Here is a 16,413-nt window from a genome sequence, read left to right as displayed (position 1 = left end):
CGGTACGGGATGCTCGCGCGACACGCCGTGCACCTCGAACTTACTCATTCGCTAAGCGTCACTCGCGGTAGTCCGGGAGGTTGTCGTCCTCGATGACGACGCTCTCGCCAGTGATGAACCCCGCTTCGTCGCTCGCCAGGAACGCGACCGTCGACGCGAGGTCGTCGGGCCGGCCCATCCGGGCGACGGGGTGCTTTGATTCGAGGTCCGCCCTGCGCTCGTCAGCCATGTCGCTCGCCGTCCGTTCGACGTCCATCCATCCCGAGACGACAGTCTCCCCGGCGTCGGTCGCTTTCCCGGTGACGACGACTGACGCGCCCTCGGCCGCCAGCCGTTCGGCGATGGCAGCGCCGATACCCCTGGTCGATCCCGTGACGAGTGCGGTCTGTCCCTCGAAGCGCTCGCGTCCGTCTCCAACCATGATGTGTGTAGTCACTCGGACCAGTCACATAACAATTACCGTTCGGGGGCCGCCTTGACGCGGAAGTGGTCGCTCTGATACCGAGCCAGCGGTGTTCGGCGGGCTCGTCTAACAGCTTCGGAAAGGTGGACTCGCTCCGGTTGAGAACCGCCGCGTGTGCGTCCAGTTCGCCGCGCTCTCCGTAGAGCGCTCGCGACTCGTCAGGGCGGACGTAGATGAACGGTCCTTCCAGCGTTTGGGTGCCGTGCCCGCAAACGACGACCTCGCGGCCATCAAATGACATCCCCCAGAGTGCGGGCGTGAACGGTCGCGCGTCCCAGTCGTTGGGGATCGGGATTTCGAACAGGTCGCAGAGCGTCGCCATGAGATCGAACTGATACACCTCCGGGCAATGGGCGAGAACGAGACGAGCGCGACCCCTCGGTCCTGAGCGTGTTCCACGTAAATCTCTCGGACTCCTAATTCGAATGCCACTTCCGATGCTGTCGAACGGATGTGTGATGGTTCGTCACAGTCGAATATGAGAGACGTCGTGGCGGGCCTTCGGCGGACCGTGAGCAGTCGGCGTCCGGTCCGACGCCGATTCTGGGAATAAACAATGGAACGCTTGTTATCTTCTCCAGTCGCGAACTGGCGTCTCCGGAAACGAGAATCCAGATTCGTAATAACCATGTTTGACACGGGTCTATTGAATCCACAGAGGGCGAGAGAATTCATTGGTTGACGGCCTGTTTGACGTTGTAGACTGCGGCGGTGAGCGAGATCTCACGGAACTGGCGATACCATGCCCGCGCTCGCACGGCCAGCCCAGCGAGCGCTTGAGCGGGGAAAATAAGATTTCGGTCATCGATTATTATGCATAGAGATTCTCGTCGAGATCAGGTTTTTTCCTCTAGCCCTTCAGTTTACGAGCACCAGTAACAGTATTGTACCCGGTATTCAACGGTGAATTCAGATCGAACAACAGTAACAGTTGTATGCACGTTACTTGGAGGCGTGTAGATCAGTTTGAGGAGACGCTGTCTAGTTGAGAACCTCCTCGACGGGTGTTCGTCCGTCGAGCGCTTGATTCGGTCGATCGTGGTTACAATAGTGCCTGAACCGTCGCAGCCAGCGCCGTGCGCTGGCTGGACTCCCACGCCAGAACGAGTGAAAGCGGTCGATCCGCATTACTACGGTTTGGAACCACTTCTCGATGAGATTCCGTTCGCTGTAGTTGAGTCCGCCGCGGAGGTCGAGGCGAGCTAACGCCGTGAGATACCCGCCTGCGTCGGTGAGAAACTCGGTATCTGAGACGTCGTGTTTCTCGGTGAGACGGTGAAGGAACGCCGACGCGGGGTCGGTCCCGCGGCGGCTGAACACTTCTACGTCCAGAATCAGCTTTGAATCCGTATCGACCGCGGCGTAGAGCCATTTTTCTCGCCGTCGACGGTGATCTGTTTCTCGTCGACGGCGACCCGCGACGGCTCCGCCGTCCTCAGAACGCGAAGCGTTCTGATGTGCTGCACGAGAGCGTCGCTCTCGTGAACGTTGGCGGGTCAGCCTGGTTCTCCGCGAGCGCGTGCGTCCAGTTCCAGACCGCTCCGTGGGTACGGTCAACGCCGAGCCACTCGAACACCGCGACGACCTCGCGCAGCGACTGCCCCATCGAATGGAGACGCACTCCGAACACCCTGACGGGTGTCGGGGTGCGCTCGTTCTCCCAAACCTCATCACAGCCCACGTTCAACGTCTCTCCGAGCAGCTCGTCGAGTTTCATGAACAGTTCTCGGTACGACCTACTCGCTTCTCAAGCACCCTCAACTAGACAGTGCGTTGGCGTCGATCTTGTCGGTTTTCTTGTCCGTCTGAGCGATTGCTTTCAGCTTCGGCGGGTGCCCGACAACCCCCTCCAAGTACTCAGACAGCATATCGTAGATGTAGAAGTAGTTCGTCGTGGCTTCCAGCAAGGCTTCGCCGCCAGCGTATCGCTGGGCAATCTCTTCAAGATCCGTGTTGTTGACACGGACCTGCTCGATCACGTCTCCGTCGTCATTGCGGACGGCCACTTGGGCCTCCCACTTGTGAATATCGATTCCTAAGAACATCTGTTCTCACTCCGGGGCACCGGTGCGTTGGATGAGAATCACGTATTCGGGCTTTCCCGGCTGCCACCGCAGGCGACAGCCGGCTGGGATGCTCCACTCTCGGCTTCCTTCGCACCTGGACCCGCCAGTGCCGCGCGGTCGAAGCCGCCGGACTCTACTCGGCCCCCATGCTTTGCCTTGACCCGGCTAAGGTAGCAGATTTTCCCCATCGAGTCAGTGCTATTGATACGAGAAGCAGCCGAAATCATCGATGAGATCCGTGTAGGACAGAAACACCGTAACCGGTATTATCGGTTGCGTAGCGACCGGTTCGCAACGGCCGTTTATAGACGTGAGAGATCAAGTAACAGGAGTACTGTTGTTACTTTTGAGATCGTCAGTTCTGACGCCGACTGCTCACGATCCAGCAAGCGCCCATCCCGACGCGGTTTCTACTCGACTGCGATGAATTATCACACATCCGTTCGACAGCATCGGAAGTGGCATTCGAATTAGGAGTACGAGAGATTTATTTCGATCACGTTCGCGGCGCTAAGAATGATCTCGGGGAGCCATTCCTCGAACCGCTCGCCGCGGAGCCGTCCTTTCGGTCCGGATACGCTAAGCGCGCCGGCGACGGCGCCGCTGGCGGTAACGGGCGCGGCGACGCATCGGAGGCCGTCCAGTTGCTCGCCGTCGTCGAAGGCGATGCCCTGGTCACGAATTTCGCCCAGTTCCTGAAACAGGTCGCTTCGGGTCGCAATCGTCTCGTCTGTCTTCCGTGGGAGGCCGTGCGTCTCGATTATCTCGACCACCTCGTCTTCGGGCAATTGAGCAAGGATGGCTTTCCCGGCGGCGCGACAGTGGATGTCGACCTTCTGGCCGGCTTGGGTGTCGGCGAGGATGGCCTGGTCCCCGCGCGAGCGGTGGATGTACACGCCCTTGCCGTGCTCTGCGATCATCATACTCGCGAGTTCGCCGGTCTCGTTCGCGAGCTTTTCGACCTCCGAGCGACCGAGATTGTAGATCTGCTCGCGATTGCGGGCGCTCTCCCCCAGTTCGAGAAACCCCAAGCCGACATGGTATTTTCCGTCGTTGTTGACGAGATAACCGCTCTGTTCGAGCGTGTTCAGGTGGACATGGGCGGTGCTCTTCGGGATACCGAGCGCCTGTTCGATCTGCGAAACGCCCGCGCCGTTCGTCTTTCGGAGGTACTCGATCAGTTCGAAGGTCGTCTCCACCGACTGGAGCGTCTTAGTCTTCGGCTTTTTCTCCATTTAGAAGCTTACTGCCGGCCCACTCTATTAAATGTTCGTTTGACCAGTTCGGACGCGCCCATGTTCGATGTCTACGCCCATTTTCACTCGCAGACGGCTGCAGTAGCAAGACGGACCCATCGCTCGAACTGTTGAATAGCCGTTTGACAATGGCGGACGCTTGTTTCTCCCATAACCTTTTAGCTAACGTACCCTAATCGTCATACAGATGACCATCAACATCGGATCGATCGGACTGGGGACCTGGCGGAACACCTATCCAGGACGGTGTGAGCAGAGTATCGCTACGGCGATCGACATGGGCTACACCCACGTCGACACGGCGAGAGCGTACGGAAACGAGAGTTACGTGGGCGAGGCCCTGCGCTGTTCGTCGGTGCCGCGCTCGGACGTCACCGTCGCGACGAAGGTTCACCCCGAGAACCTGGGCTACGACGACGTGTACGAGAGTGTCGACCGGAGTCTCTCCGAACTCGGGATCGGGACCATAGACCTACTGTACGTCCACTGGCCCGCGCTGACATACGACCCCGACGAGACCTGGGAAGCCTTCGACGACCTCTGGAAGGACGACCGCATTGAGGCGGCGGGCGTGAGCAACTTCACGCCGGACCTGGTCGACGAAGCGATGGAAATCGCCGAGGTACCGATCGTCGCCAACCAGGTCGAGATGCACCCGCTCTTCCAGCAACACGACCTCGTGGAACACGCTCAGGAACGGGGGATCTCGCTCGTCGCGTTCTCGCCCATCGCCCGCAGTCGGGTCTTTGAGTTCGACCAGTTGATCGACATTGCTGGGAGCCACGACGCCTCGGTGGCGCAGGTGAGTCTCGCCTGGCTCCACGCGATGGACGGCGTCGTGCCTATCCCAATGGCGGACATCGAGATACACCAGCGCGAGAACTATGAGTCGCTTGACCTGAAACTGGACGACGAGGAGATCGAGACGATCGAGTCGATGTCCCTCCAGCGCCGCATCGTCTCGCCGGAGTACGCTCCATGGCGCGAATAGGTCGGGTCAGCGAAGCAAACCGTGTTTGACCACATTGGACGACTGTTCCAGTGACACTCGTTCTGAGTCGGCAGCGGAATGCGATCACCGACGTAGGATTACGAGCCCACGCCCTCAGTCGTCGGTAAAGATTTCAGAAATCCTCGGCTGCAGTCAGTCGTTCACGAGCGACCGGTCTTCCCAGCCGTCTTCGAACGGGTTCACCATGTCGACGCGATCGGCGTGCCTCTCGTAGTCGTGCTCGCGGACGACATCCATGTCGAGTTCGACGCCGAGCCCCGGTTCGGTCGGCAGGACGATCTCTCCGTCCGTGATCTCGAGCGGATTCTCAAGTAACTCCGTCTTCCAGTCGACATCGTAATCTTCGAACGTCTCTTGGAAGAGGAAGTTCGTGGTGGTCGCACAGACGTGGACGCACATGGCCGTACAGACCGGGCCCTGGGAATTGTGCGGCGCGAACGTGACGTGTTCGGCTTCAGCCATCGACGCGATTTTCTTGCCCTCCGTGATCCCGCCCGTGTTGGCGAGGTCGGTCTGGATGAAGTCGACGTTTGTCTCGGTGAGGAGGTCCCGCACGTCGTACTTGGTCATGGCGCGCTCGCCGGTCGCGATGGGTACAGATGACTTCTCGGAAACGCGCCGGAGGCCGGAGAGGGAGTCGGCGGGCGTCGGCTCCTCAAAGAAGGTTGGGTCGTACGGCGCCAGCTTCTCGGCTACATCGATGGCCATCCCCGGCGTGAACCGCCCGTGTCCCTCAATCAAGAGGTCGATGTCGGGGCCGACCGCCTCGCGGACCGCGGCGACCGTGTCGATCGCGTTGTTAAACGCGTCGCGCGTCATGCGTTCCCAAGCCGATCCGAACGGGTCGAATTTCATCGCCTGATAGCCGTCGTCGACGACCTGTTCCGCCGCCTCGGCGAACTCGGCCGGGTTCCCGTTGGAGCCCGTCAACCAGCCGTTGGCGTACCCAAGGAGCGAATCGCCCTGCACCGACCCCCCCAACAGTTCGTAGACGGGCATGTCGAGGTACTTTCCCTTGATATCCCAGCAGGCAGCGTCGATGGCGCTGATGCACGTCGTGTTTACCACGTTCTTCGAGAACCATTCGTCCCGGTACATGCGGAAGAACAGATCTTCCGTGGCGAACGGGTCTTCGCCGATGACGTATCGCTCGCTCATCTCCTCGATAGCCATGGCGACGGTCTGTGGTTTCCGGTGGGCCATCGCCTCACCGATCCCGTGGATTCCTTGGTCTGTCTCGACGCGCACGAACACCCAGGGTCTGGTCGGGCAGGCGACGATATGTGTCGTAACGTCTGTAATGACTAGTTCTGACATCGTCGATGTAGTTGAGTCGTTATCCGTCACTATATTTAGTCTCTTCGCAGGTGGCTTCGTGCGGCCGTGCGGATTTCGTGGGCGGGGTATGATTCGAAGCGAACCTATTTACAGTCCCGCCGGCATCCTGTATCCATGAACGAGGCACAGTGGGAGGCCTTTTGCGAACTGACGAACTTCTCCAAGTCGGTGATCTACATCGACGCGACGCTGTTCGTTGGGTTGCTCGTCTCGTTTCCGTTCGCGAGCGACGACGCGCGTACCTTGCCGATCTGGGTCGCCGCGCTGGTCGTCGTTTTACTCTCGGCCCTTCTCGCCGGGGCGACGGATTACGCGTGTGCGAAACGGAACTGAACCACGCGCTCTTGATCAGTTTTCGGCTGTCAGGTCCGCTCCCGTCCCGGATGGCCTCCAGCGGGACGCAAGATATATACAGTAGGAACTTTGACCTCACAGCGTATGGTAGAGAGTGACTTGAATGCGATCGATACCGTGACGAGGCGAAAGCTACTGACACTGACTGCCTCGGGGAGCGCATTTGCGCTCGCCGGGTGTAGCGGGGGCGGTTCCGGTGGAACGCCCTCGGACGGGGCGAGCAACGAATCGGACACCGCCGCGAGTAACGATACCGATATCGGCGGGTCGAGCGAGATGGTCGATCGGTCGCTCGTCATCGGCGGGCAACGGTCGAGCGACAAGCAACAATTCAATCCGTTCAATCCCAACGCGCAGACGCAGTTTGTCTTCACTGTGTTCTACCAGCCGCTGGCGAAGTACCTGCCCAACCAGGAGTTCGCGCCGATGCTGGCCTCCGAGTGGAACATCGGTAGCGACAAGACGACAATCTCGCTCCGGAAGCAGTCATGGGCGAATGGCGACCCGGTGACCAGTACCGACCTGGTGACGCGACTCAAATTGGGCAAGTACTTCGGCCATCCGGTCTGGGATTCGATCGAGTCGGTTCAGGAGACGGGCGACAGGAGTGTCGAACTCTCGCACGTCTCGGGAAGCATCAACGAGGATGTCTTCAGGATGAACCTCCTAGGCATGCGGATGAGCACACCTGAACGCATGTACGGCGAGTACCTCGAGAGCCTCGAGGACGCGTCGTCGGACAGCGAGGTCGAGTCCGCGAAGGGCGAACTCGTCAGTTGGACGCTGAAGGAACCCCCGTCGTGCGGCCCGGTCAAATTCGAGTCGGCGTCGTCCGCGGGCATCACAACCCCTGTTCGGGAGGGCGGACATCCGGCTGTGGACAAACTCAACTTCCCCACCGTTGAGTGGCAGATGGTGAGTGGCCATCAAGGCGGTGTCGCCGACCTCATCAACCACAAGATCGATGTCTTCCACGGACTAGTGACCGAAAAGATCGAACAGCGGTTCCCGGACTGGGTCACACTGGTTCGCTATCCTGTGTACAACGGGCTGTGTCTGGACTTCAACCACACGAACGAAGTCCTGGCAAAGCGCGAGGTCCGACAGGCCATCGCGCATCTCGTGAACCGGACGAACGGGACACAGAACATGTCTAAGATCATGTATTCGGCGGTTAAAGCCCCGCACGGGCTTCCTGGAACGCTCTCCGGGACGCCCAAACAGTGGCTCGGTGACACCCTCGACCAACTCACCCAATATGGGTACGATAGCTCGAACGAGTCGAAAGCCGAGTCCCTGCTGCAGGAAGCCGGCTTACAGAAACAGAACGGTCGGTGGCGCAAGGAGAACGGCGAGAAATTCACCCTGACGGTGCGCGCGCCCACAGACTGGTCGTGGGTCCGGATGGGCCAGACGATCTCCGATACGCTCGACAGCTTCGGCATCAATGTCGACTACCAGCCCAAGGAGTCGTCCGTCCTGTACGGCCAGTTCCACTCGCAGGGGAAGTGGGACCTCATCACCGGGAACTGGGGTGGGGATCTCCCCCACCCGGCGTCGAGCCTCCCGACCGTCATCGCGAACAACAACGAGGTTCTCCAGAAGAACGCTGCGATTCCGACGTCGGTGGACGTCCCGATGCCGGTCGGGGACACAGAGGGCAGCCTCGAAACCGTCGACATCCAGAAACATCTTTCGACCATCTCGACGAGTACCGGACAGGAAGCGAAGGACGCAGTCAAGAAGGTCACGTGGGCGATTAACCAGGGGCTTCCCGCAATGCCGATGAACGAAAAGCTCGACCAGCGCTCGTACGATTCGACCGAATGGGCGATGCCGAAGAAGGCCGACCCGCGGATGTCGGTCAATTTCCCGGTCGAATTCATGCTAGACCGCGGCATCATCAAGGCCAAAGAGTAATCGCGGCGAACCGCTCGTCTGTCCGTCTGCCACGGGTCCGATTCCTCGCGATCCGACTTTTTCGCACGCTCCCCGCCACCATTTAGCGGCGAAACCGTTTTTTCGCTGCGGACTCCACGCCATGGTATGCAAACGCGAGCAGCTGTTATGAACGCACCCGGTGACGTCGCTGTGCGCACCCTCGATGTCCCGGCAGATGACGCCGATCTGATGATCGATGTCACCGACTGCGGTATCTGCGGGACGGATGTCCACATGTACGACGGTGAACTTGACATCGACTTTCCGGTTATTCCCGGACACGAATTCGTCGGTGTCGTGACCTCCCGTTCGGACGACGGCGTGACCGATGCCCGCGGTCGGTCGGTCCACGAGAGCGACCCGGTGACGGTCGTACCGGGCGTTTCTTGCGGCGAGTGCTGGTACTGCGAGCAGGTCCGCGCGCGCCCGACGACCTGCGTGGACCGGATGCGGTATGGATTCACCAACGTCGACCAGCCTCCGTTCGTTGGTGGACTGAGCCAGCGACTGCCTGTATGTCCCGGCTCTCGCTTCTACCGCCTCCCGGACTCGCTGGACCCCGGTCTCGGACTCCTCGCGGAACCACTGTCCGTCGCGACCCACGCGTTGGAACGCGCGGAGAGTCCCGACGTCTCTTGGGCTAAGGAAGGTCTGGACCTCGGCCAGACGGTCGCGGTCCACGGCGTCGGGCCGATCGGGCTCCTCTGCGTGTTCACGGCCGCGGTTCACGGTGCTGGTCGCGTCGTCGCCATCGACCTCGACAAAGCACGACTCGAACTCGCACAAGCCTTTGGCGCGACGGATATCGTCGCCGCCGCTGGGTTATCGACGGATGCGGTCGTTCGCAAGGTCGAATCGGTCACCGATTCGGGCGTCGGTCCCGACGTCGTCGTCGAGACCGCCGGCGTTCCGGCGACCCTTAAGCAGGACCTTCGGATGGTCCGGCGCGGCGGAACGATCGTCGACCTCGGCACACTCGGAGGCGAGACGGTCGACCTTGACTACCCGCAGATCGTGCGCAAGCAACTCGATGTCCGAGGGAGCTACGCCTACCCGCCGTCACAGTTCGAAACCGCGCTCTCGCTCCTTGACGATTACGCCGATGATTATCCGTTCGCGGACCTGCTATCGGTCCACGTCGACCTGGACGACATCGAAACGGCGTACGATGCGCAGGCATCGGGTGATGCCCTTCGGGCCGTGGTGCATCCAAATCGGTGATTTCCCTCATTAGGGTCTGTACGCCGCTCCAGCACGATAACCTCACATCTCAATTCGACACCGCCCCGCTGCGTTTACAGTAGATATTTATGGGTGGAAAACAATCGACTCAGTAAGATGCACCGATTGCTTACGCGGACAGCGAGGACGCTGCTCACGATATACGCAGTGTTGTCGCTCTCGTTCGTCATCATCCGGTTCATGCCGGGTGGACCAATGGATTACGTCCGGGCCCAATACATTCAGGGGTCGTCGGACATGTCGCAGGAGACATTAAACAACCTGATGGAATCGTACACCGCCGTCAATCCGAACAAACCGCTCTTGCAGCAGTACGTCGACTACTTCGCTAACGTGTTTCAGTTCGAACTCGGGAAGTCTGTGTGGTACGGCGAACCGGTCGCATCGGTGATCGGGAAGGCGCTCCCATGGACGATCCTCCTCGTCGGGACATCGATGCTGCTCATCTACCTCATCGGGATCGTACTGGGTGCAGCCTTCGCGTACATCGAAGGCAGTTCGCTCGACCTCGGTGGGAGCGTGTTCTCGACGGTGCTGAGCGCGACTCCAAACTACGTCATGGCGATCGTACTGATCTACTTCATGGGGTATAGTACCGGGCTCTTTCCGACGAGTGGCCGGGTCAGCCAGGATATCGCGCCGGGGCTGCGGATCCCATATTTACTGAGCGCGCTCCACCACGCCGCGTTGCCAATCGCGGCACTCGTCATCACCGGGTTCGGCAACCGAGCGATGTCAATGCGCGGGAACAGCATCCAAGAACTCGGGAAGGACTATCTCAGGGTTGCTCGACTCCGGGGGCTGTCCTCGCGCCGCATCGCGATGCGGTACGTCGCACGCAACGCCATTCTCCCGATGTACACCGGATTCATGGTCTCGATCGGATTCATGTTCGGCGCGTCGGTCATCGTCGAGGAGATCTTCACCTACCGTGGGATCGGTTTTCTCCTGTACAAGGCCGCCGACACACGCGACGATCCGCTCCTGATGGGGTGTTTCATCGTGATCACGTTCGCCGTCGTCACCGGCATCTACGTCGCGGACATGACGTATGGACTCATTGACCCGCGGGCCGACGGAGGGTCGAACTGACATGCGAGACAACGCGTCCAACACGTTCACGACAGACGGCGAATCGGGCGGACCGAGTCAACTCACACGGCAAGAACGGTTTGTCGCGCTCGCTGACGAGTTCGTCGTCGCGCCGTTCAGGATCATGTGGGACGACTTGCGGGCACGAATCGGGCTGTTCCTCCTAGGCCTGTTCGTCCTGATGGGGACGGTGGGCGTCCTTGTCGTCGAAGTACCCCACCCGAATGAGGGCCCCGCGTACGTCAAGCCGTTCGTCAACCCCGAGTTCATCCTTGGCACCGGAAAGACGGGACAGGATATTTTCGCCCAAATAGTTCACTCGACGCCCGCGATGTTCCAGATGATCCTCGCGGGCGCGCTGTTCTCGACGGTGATGGGAACGACCGTCGGGACCGTCTCGGGGTACGTCGGCGGCTGGGTCGACACGGTCCTCTCGACGATCACCGACATCGTCGTGACGATCCCTGGGTTGCCGCTGATCATTGTCCTCGGCGCGCTCATCAATCCAGAGAACCCATACGTGGTCGGCGTGCTTCTGACAGCCAACGTGTGGGCGGGCGTCGCACGCGCGATCCGCTCACAGGTCCTCACGCTCCGGCACGCGGAGTACGTCGAGGCGTCGCAGGCCATGGGGCTATCGACGCGATACAGTATCTTCTCGGACATTCTCCCGAACATCATGCCCTACGTAACGGTGAAGTTCGCCAACTCCGCACGGTTCGTCATCTACAGCTCGGTCGGGCTTTACTTCCTTGGCGTCCTCCCGTTCTCGACACAGAACTGGGGTGTCATGATGAACCTCGCGTACAATACCGGTGGCATCTACCTCGGGATCGGTCTGCACTGGCTGTTCTTCCCGATGCTGGCCATTGTGTTGCTGATCCTCGCATTCATCTTCGTCGCTCAGGGACTCGACCGGGTGTTCAATCCGCGAGCACGGGCGAGACACGTCGACAAAGTGCCGGGCGACGACGAGAAATCTGGCGGCGACGGGTCATCCGGTCCGCAGGTAATGGAGGAATTCTGATATGGCAACTACCACGACAGCACTCGACGATAGCACCGACGCAGATCCGATCTTCGAGGTCCGGAACGCGACGGTCCAGTTCGACTCCCCACGCGGCGTATCGACCGTCCTCGACAACGTCAGTATCGACATCCAGCGCGGCGAAACGCTCGGTATCGTCGGCGAAAGCGGCTCCGGCAAGTCAATGTTCGCCGACGCGCTACTGGACGCGGTAGTGGAACCCGGCACCCTGAGCGGCGATGTCCGATATCGACCTGAAGACGGCGAACCGGTCGACGTACTCGATCTCTCGGCAAGCGAACTCCGGGGCTACCGCTGGGAGGAGGTGTCGATGGTGTTTCAGGGCGCGATGAGTTCGTTCAACCCGACGATGCGCATCCGCGAGCATTTCGCCGAGACGCTCAGCGCACATGGCTCGGACCGCGAGACGGGGCTGGAGCGTGCCCGCACGCTTTTGACCGACCTCTACCTCGAACCGGATCGCGTTATGGGGTCGTATCCTCACGAACTCAGCGGGGGGATGCGGCAGCGGACGCTCATCGCGCTGAGCCTCGTCCTCAAGCCCGAGGTGCTCGTCATGGACGAACCAACGGCGGCGCTGGATCTGTTGATGCAGCGATCAATCCTCACGCTCCTCGAGGACATCAAGGCCAAGTACGATATCACGCTCGTGTTCATCACGCACGACCTACCGCTGGTCGCCCACCTCGCCGACCGCATGGCCGTGTTGTACGCCTTCGAGTTCGCCGAACTCGGCCGCACAGACGACATCTTGCGACACGCCGCCCATCCCTACACCAGGGCACTACTGAGCGCGACGCCGAATATCGACGCGCCGCTCGACGAGATGCGTCCCATCGGGGGGTCGAGCCCGGATCCGGTAACGAAACCGGACGGCTGTTCGTACCACCCACGCTGTCCGCTGGCGGACCCGGAGTGTCGAGCGGCGCCGCCGCGGCTCGAATCGGCCGAGGAGGCAGATCACGCCGTTGCCTGCTACCACTGGGAGGACGCTGCCGACGACATTCAGCTCCCGTACCAAGGAGGTGACGGCTGATGAGTCACGTCCGGAACCAGTCCCCGGTCATCTCGCTCGACGACGTGACGGTGTCGTTCGAGGAGACGGGCGGCCTCAATCCGTTCGTGCGACCCGATGTCGTGCGCGCCGTCGACGGCGTCGATCTCGACATCGGGGACAACGACGTCCTGGCGCTCGTCGGCGAATCGGGCTGCGGGAAGACAACGCTCGGGAAGACAGCCATTGGACTCCAGAACCCGACATCGGGCTCGGTGCGGTTCAAGGGCCAGGACATCCAGGCGGCGCAGAGCGGCTTCAAGGGCGACGTTGATGTGCCCTACGACCAGATCCGACGGTCGCTCCAGATTATCCACCAAGACCCCGGCGGCGCGCTCAACCCGAATCGGAAAGTAATGACCTCCCTGGGCGCGCCGCTTAAGAAGTGGTCCCCTGGACTGACGCGCGACGAACGCAAGGAGAAGATCCTCTCGATGCTTGAACGTGTCGGGATGATGCCGCCGGAGGCATACGCGCGTCGCTATCCCCACCAGTTGAGCGGTGGTGAGAAACAGCGCGTCGTGCTGATCCGTGCGCTGATGATGAACCCGGACCTCATCCTCGCGGACGAGGCGATCAGCGCGCTGGACGTGAGTCTCCGCGTGGACATGATGGACTTGATGCTAGAACTGCAGGACGAGTTCGACACGTCGTTTCTGTTCATCTCGCATGACCTCTCGAACGCGCGGTACCTCGCGAAACACGGTGACGGCCGTATCGGCGTCATGTACCTAGGACAGATCGTGGAGATCGGGACGGCCGAGGAGATCATCTCGAACCCGTCACACCCATACACGAAGGTCCTCCGCTGGGCAACGCCGAAAATCGATCCCGACGCGGAAACAGCCGACGAAGCGCCGATCCGGAAGATCGACATTCCGGACCCCGTTGACCCGCCGAGCGGCTGTCGGTTCCATACGCGCTGTCCAGAAGCACGACCGGCCTGTCGTGAGACCAAACCGCCGCAGTACGAGGCCAGCGACGGCACCGTCGCCTGCTTCCGCGAAGACGAGACCCACGAGTACTGGGATCAGGAACCGCTCACAGACTGAGTCTCTGGACCGACAGGTCGCCTACTCTCACCAATGAACGTCCTCATCTTCGACATCGACTCGCTTCGGCAGGACCACCTCGGCTGCTACGGCTACGACCGACCGACGTCGCCGACCATCGACGCTATCGCAGACGCCGGCGTCCGCTTCGATGACTGCTACGTCTCGAACTCGCCGTGTCTCCCGAGCAGAACCGCCCTCGTGACGTGCCGGCGCGGGATCAAGACTGGCGTCGTCACGCACGAGGGCGAGGGCCAGTGGTACGAAAGTCCGGGGAGTGGCCACGACCCCGACGACGACCGAATAACCAGCTTTCGCCTGCTCTCCGAGACGGGAATCCGAACCGCGTCGGTGAGTAGCTTCTCGCAGCGCCACCTCGCCCCTCACTTCGCCGGCGCGTTCCGCGAGACGATCCAGCCCACCGCGCAAACCGGACTCGAAGGTGGCGGCGACGTCACTGACGCCGCCGTTCGCTGGCTGCGGTCGACCGTAGATAACGGATCCGACGCCGACGACTGGCTGTTGCACCTCAACTACTGGGACGTTCACCTCCCCTACGAAGACGTCGAGTCGTTCGTCGATAGCGTTCGGGGGGACGGGCCGCCGCCCGGACTTCCAGACGAGGACCTGATCGAGCGCCATCGGTCGATGACTGGGCCGCGAACCGCGAACCTGTGGCCGACGCCGCGAAACCTCTCCGACGAAACGCACGGCCAGTTCCGCGAGGACGCGTGGGAGATGCCGACCGACGAACTCGACCGCGAGACCGTCGAGCACGTCGTGGACGGGTACGACTCCAGCGTCCAGAAGGCCGACGCAGAGATTCGCGCGGTGCTCGACGAACTGGAACGGCTCGGCATCCGCGACGAGACGGTCGTCGTCGTCACCGCCGACCACGGGGAGGCGTTCGGCGAGCACGGCCTCTACGGGACGCACGGGATGGCCCATCCGGCCACTCAGCGGGTCCCGCTGATCGTTTCTTGGCCGGGAACCGACGACGACATGGCCGGCACCGCGACCGACGCGATGGTCTACCAGTTCGACCTCATGGCAACCCTCTGTGACCTGTTCGACATCCCTATCCCCGACGGCTGGGACGCGCGACCGTTCACGCCCGCACTATCGGGGATTGAGTTCGACGGCCGCGAGTTCGTCGTCTGCGGCCACGGCACACAGACACTGTCGCGGGCGCTGTACACCGACGACTGGCTCTATGTGCAACTCGTCCACCCGGGCGTGTTCTCGTTCCCCGGCACGTTCAACGATACCTCGCTCCCCGCCGAGGGGCTTGAACTGCTTCACGCGCGCGACGGCGATCCCCACCACGCCGAGAACCTCGTCGTCGAGAAGCCAGCGGTCGCAAAGCGGCTGCGGCGGACAATGGCGGAGTGGACGGCGGACCAGCTCCGGACGCCGGACGCCGCCGGAACGGATCCCCTCGTCGAGATGGCGACGAACGAGGGGCCGTTCATCTACGTCCGCCCCGACGAACTTCGGGCGCTCTACGCCGAGCGCGGCGAACTGGCCGAGCACGCCGCTATCCTCGACCGCAGCGAGACGGCCTTCCCGCGACCGCTCGCCGACCTCGGGGACGCCCGCCTGCCGCAATAGGCGCTAGCGTCGGAACGAGAACAGCAATTATTAAATACCGGATTGGACAGACCTATACACGCTATGACTGCACACGCGGGCGAACGCTTCGACGGGCGAACGGCACTCGTCACGGGATCAACCAGAGGGATCGGCGCCGCCATCGCCGAACGGCTGGCGGCCGAGGGCGCGTCGGTCGTCGTTACCGGGAGAGCGACCGACGCCGGAGAGGCCGTCGCCGAGGGTATTCGCGACAACGGCGGCGAGGCCCGGTTCGTCCAGGCGAACTTACGCGACCCGGCCGCTATCGAAGCGCTCGTGGAGGCCACGGTCGAGCGGTACGGGTCGATCGCCGTCCTCGTCAACAACGCCGCCGTCCAGACGTACACTGGTGTCGAGGACGCAACGATGGACGACTGGGACCTCGTCGTCGAGACGGCTCTGCGCGCATACTGGCTCTGCGCCAAGCACACGCTCGGCCACATGTCTGACGGGGCGATCGTCAATATCTCGTCGAATCACTCGATGCTCACGCAGCCGAACATCTTCCCCTACAACGCCGTCAAGGCGGCCATCAACGCCATGACGAGGGCGATCGCACTCGAACACGGGCCGTCGGTCCGCGCCAACGCCGTCGTCTCGGGATGGATGGACGTCGAACGGACGGGGAACGACATGGCTGACGAGCGCAAGACGGACCTGGAAGCCAAGCACCCCGTCGCCCGGATGGGCCGCCCCGACGACCTCGCGTCGACGGTCGCGTTCCTGGCGAGTGACGAAGCTGGGTTCATTACGGGCGAAAGCGTCGTCGTCGACGGTGGGAGGTCAGTCGTCATCGAAGATTATAATCTCCCTGATTACCGTGAGCGACGCCTGGCAAACGAGTGATCGACCTGTGAGTCTCG

The 16,413-nt window shown here is 61.5% G+C and carries 13 protein-coding genes and 3 pseudogenes; 10 read left to right on the top strand and 6 right to left on the bottom strand.

The window, feature by feature from the left end; translation table 11 throughout:
- Positions 1–58 precede the first annotated feature (58 nt).
- The 5 genes and pseudogenes from TX76_RS18530 to TX76_RS15000 form a co-directional block, all read right to left on the bottom strand.
- The gene (locus TX76_RS18530) at positions 59–421 is read right to left on the bottom strand and encodes an SDR family oxidoreductase (RefSeq protein WP_049903550.1); all 363 of its coding nucleotides are present in this window, start codon (positions 419–421) and stop codon (positions 59–61) included.
- A 713-nt stretch (positions 422–1,134) separates the two neighbouring features.
- A pseudogene (locus tag TX76_RS18410) lies at positions 1,135–1,271 on the bottom strand (IS5/IS1182 family transposase); the annotation flags it as partial.
- A gap of 173 nt (positions 1,272–1,444) precedes the next feature.
- Positions 1,445–2,180: pseudogene (locus TX76_RS17235) on the bottom strand (IS6 family transposase).
- A 46-nt stretch (positions 2,181–2,226) separates the two neighbouring features.
- A pseudogene (locus tag TX76_RS15005) lies at positions 2,227–2,508 on the bottom strand (IS110 family transposase); the annotation flags it as partial.
- Positions 2,509–2,999: 491 nt separating this feature from the next.
- On the bottom strand, positions 3,000–3,764 hold the full coding sequence (locus TX76_RS15000; protein ID WP_049903546.1) for an IclR family transcriptional regulator: 765 nt from the start codon (positions 3,762–3,764) through the stop codon (positions 3,000–3,002).
- Between the two features lie 208 nt (positions 3,765–3,972).
- Here TX76_RS15000 and TX76_RS14995 point away from each other — a divergent pair, with 208 nt between their 5' ends.
- Complete coding sequence (locus tag TX76_RS14995; RefSeq protein ID WP_049903545.1) at positions 3,973–4,776, top strand: aldo/keto reductase; 804 nt, start codon at positions 3,973–3,975, stop codon at positions 4,774–4,776.
- 153 nt (positions 4,777–4,929) lie between these two features.
- On the opposite strand, the gene TX76_RS14990 is transcribed toward TX76_RS14995, so the two are convergent.
- Positions 4,930–6,114: a mandelate racemase/muconate lactonizing enzyme family protein gene (locus TX76_RS14990; RefSeq protein WP_049903543.1), complete on the bottom strand. Its 1,185-nt coding sequence runs from the start codon at positions 6,112–6,114 to the stop codon at positions 4,930–4,932.
- A 135-nt stretch (positions 6,115–6,249) separates the two neighbouring features.
- Between TX76_RS14990 and TX76_RS14985 the strand changes: the two genes are divergently transcribed.
- The 9 genes from TX76_RS14985 to TX76_RS14945 all read left to right on the top strand — a co-directional run bounded on the left by TX76_RS14985 (position 6,250) and on the right by TX76_RS14945 (position 16,396).
- Positions 6,250–6,468: a hypothetical protein gene (locus tag TX76_RS14985; protein ID WP_049903541.1), complete on the top strand. Its 219-nt coding sequence runs from the start codon at positions 6,250–6,252 to the stop codon at positions 6,466–6,468.
- A gap of 105 nt (positions 6,469–6,573) precedes the next feature.
- Positions 6,574–8,409, top strand: coding sequence for an ABC transporter substrate-binding protein (locus TX76_RS14980; protein WP_049903539.1), 1,836 nt, complete (start codon positions 6,574–6,576; stop codon positions 8,407–8,409).
- A gap of 126 nt (positions 8,410–8,535) precedes the next feature.
- Positions 8,536–9,651, top strand: a complete 1,116-nt coding sequence (locus TX76_RS14975) for a zinc-dependent alcohol dehydrogenase (protein WP_079890855.1) — start codon at positions 8,536–8,538, stop codon at positions 9,649–9,651.
- A gap of 285 nt (positions 9,652–9,936) precedes the next feature.
- On the top strand, positions 9,937–10,764 hold the full coding sequence (locus TX76_RS14970; protein ID WP_228842399.1) for an ABC transporter permease: 828 nt from the start codon (positions 9,937–9,939) through the stop codon (positions 10,762–10,764).
- A gap of 1 nt (position 10,765) precedes the next feature.
- The gene (locus TX76_RS14965; protein WP_049903534.1) at positions 10,766–11,791 is read left to right on the top strand and encodes an ABC transporter permease; all 1,026 of its coding nucleotides are present in this window, start codon (positions 10,766–10,768) and stop codon (positions 11,789–11,791) included.
- 1 nt (position 11,792) lies between these two features.
- A complete protein-coding gene (locus tag TX76_RS14960) occupies positions 11,793–12,848 on the top strand; it encodes an ABC transporter ATP-binding protein (RefSeq protein WP_049903532.1) in 1,056 nt (351 codons plus the stop codon).
- A gap of 101 nt (positions 12,849–12,949) precedes the next feature.
- Complete coding sequence (locus TX76_RS14955; protein ID WP_324185986.1) at positions 12,950–13,918, top strand: ABC transporter ATP-binding protein; 969 nt, start codon at positions 12,950–12,952, stop codon at positions 13,916–13,918.
- Between the two features lie 33 nt (positions 13,919–13,951).
- The gene (locus TX76_RS14950) at positions 13,952–15,529 is read left to right on the top strand and encodes a sulfatase family protein (RefSeq protein WP_049903529.1); all 1,578 of its coding nucleotides are present in this window, start codon (positions 13,952–13,954) and stop codon (positions 15,527–15,529) included.
- A gap of 63 nt (positions 15,530–15,592) precedes the next feature.
- Positions 15,593–16,396, top strand: a complete 804-nt coding sequence (locus tag TX76_RS14945; protein WP_049903527.1) for an SDR family NAD(P)-dependent oxidoreductase — start codon at positions 15,593–15,595, stop codon at positions 16,394–16,396.
- The last annotated feature ends 17 nt before the right edge of the window (positions 16,397–16,413 follow it).

This window comes from Halococcus agarilyticus, from assembly GCF_000334895.1.
GTDB lineage: Archaea > Halobacteriota > Halobacteria > Halobacteriales > Halococcaceae > Halococcus > Halococcus agarilyticus.
Note: the sequence above shows the minus strand (reverse complement) of the source record. Positions and strands in the feature narration are given on the sequence as shown.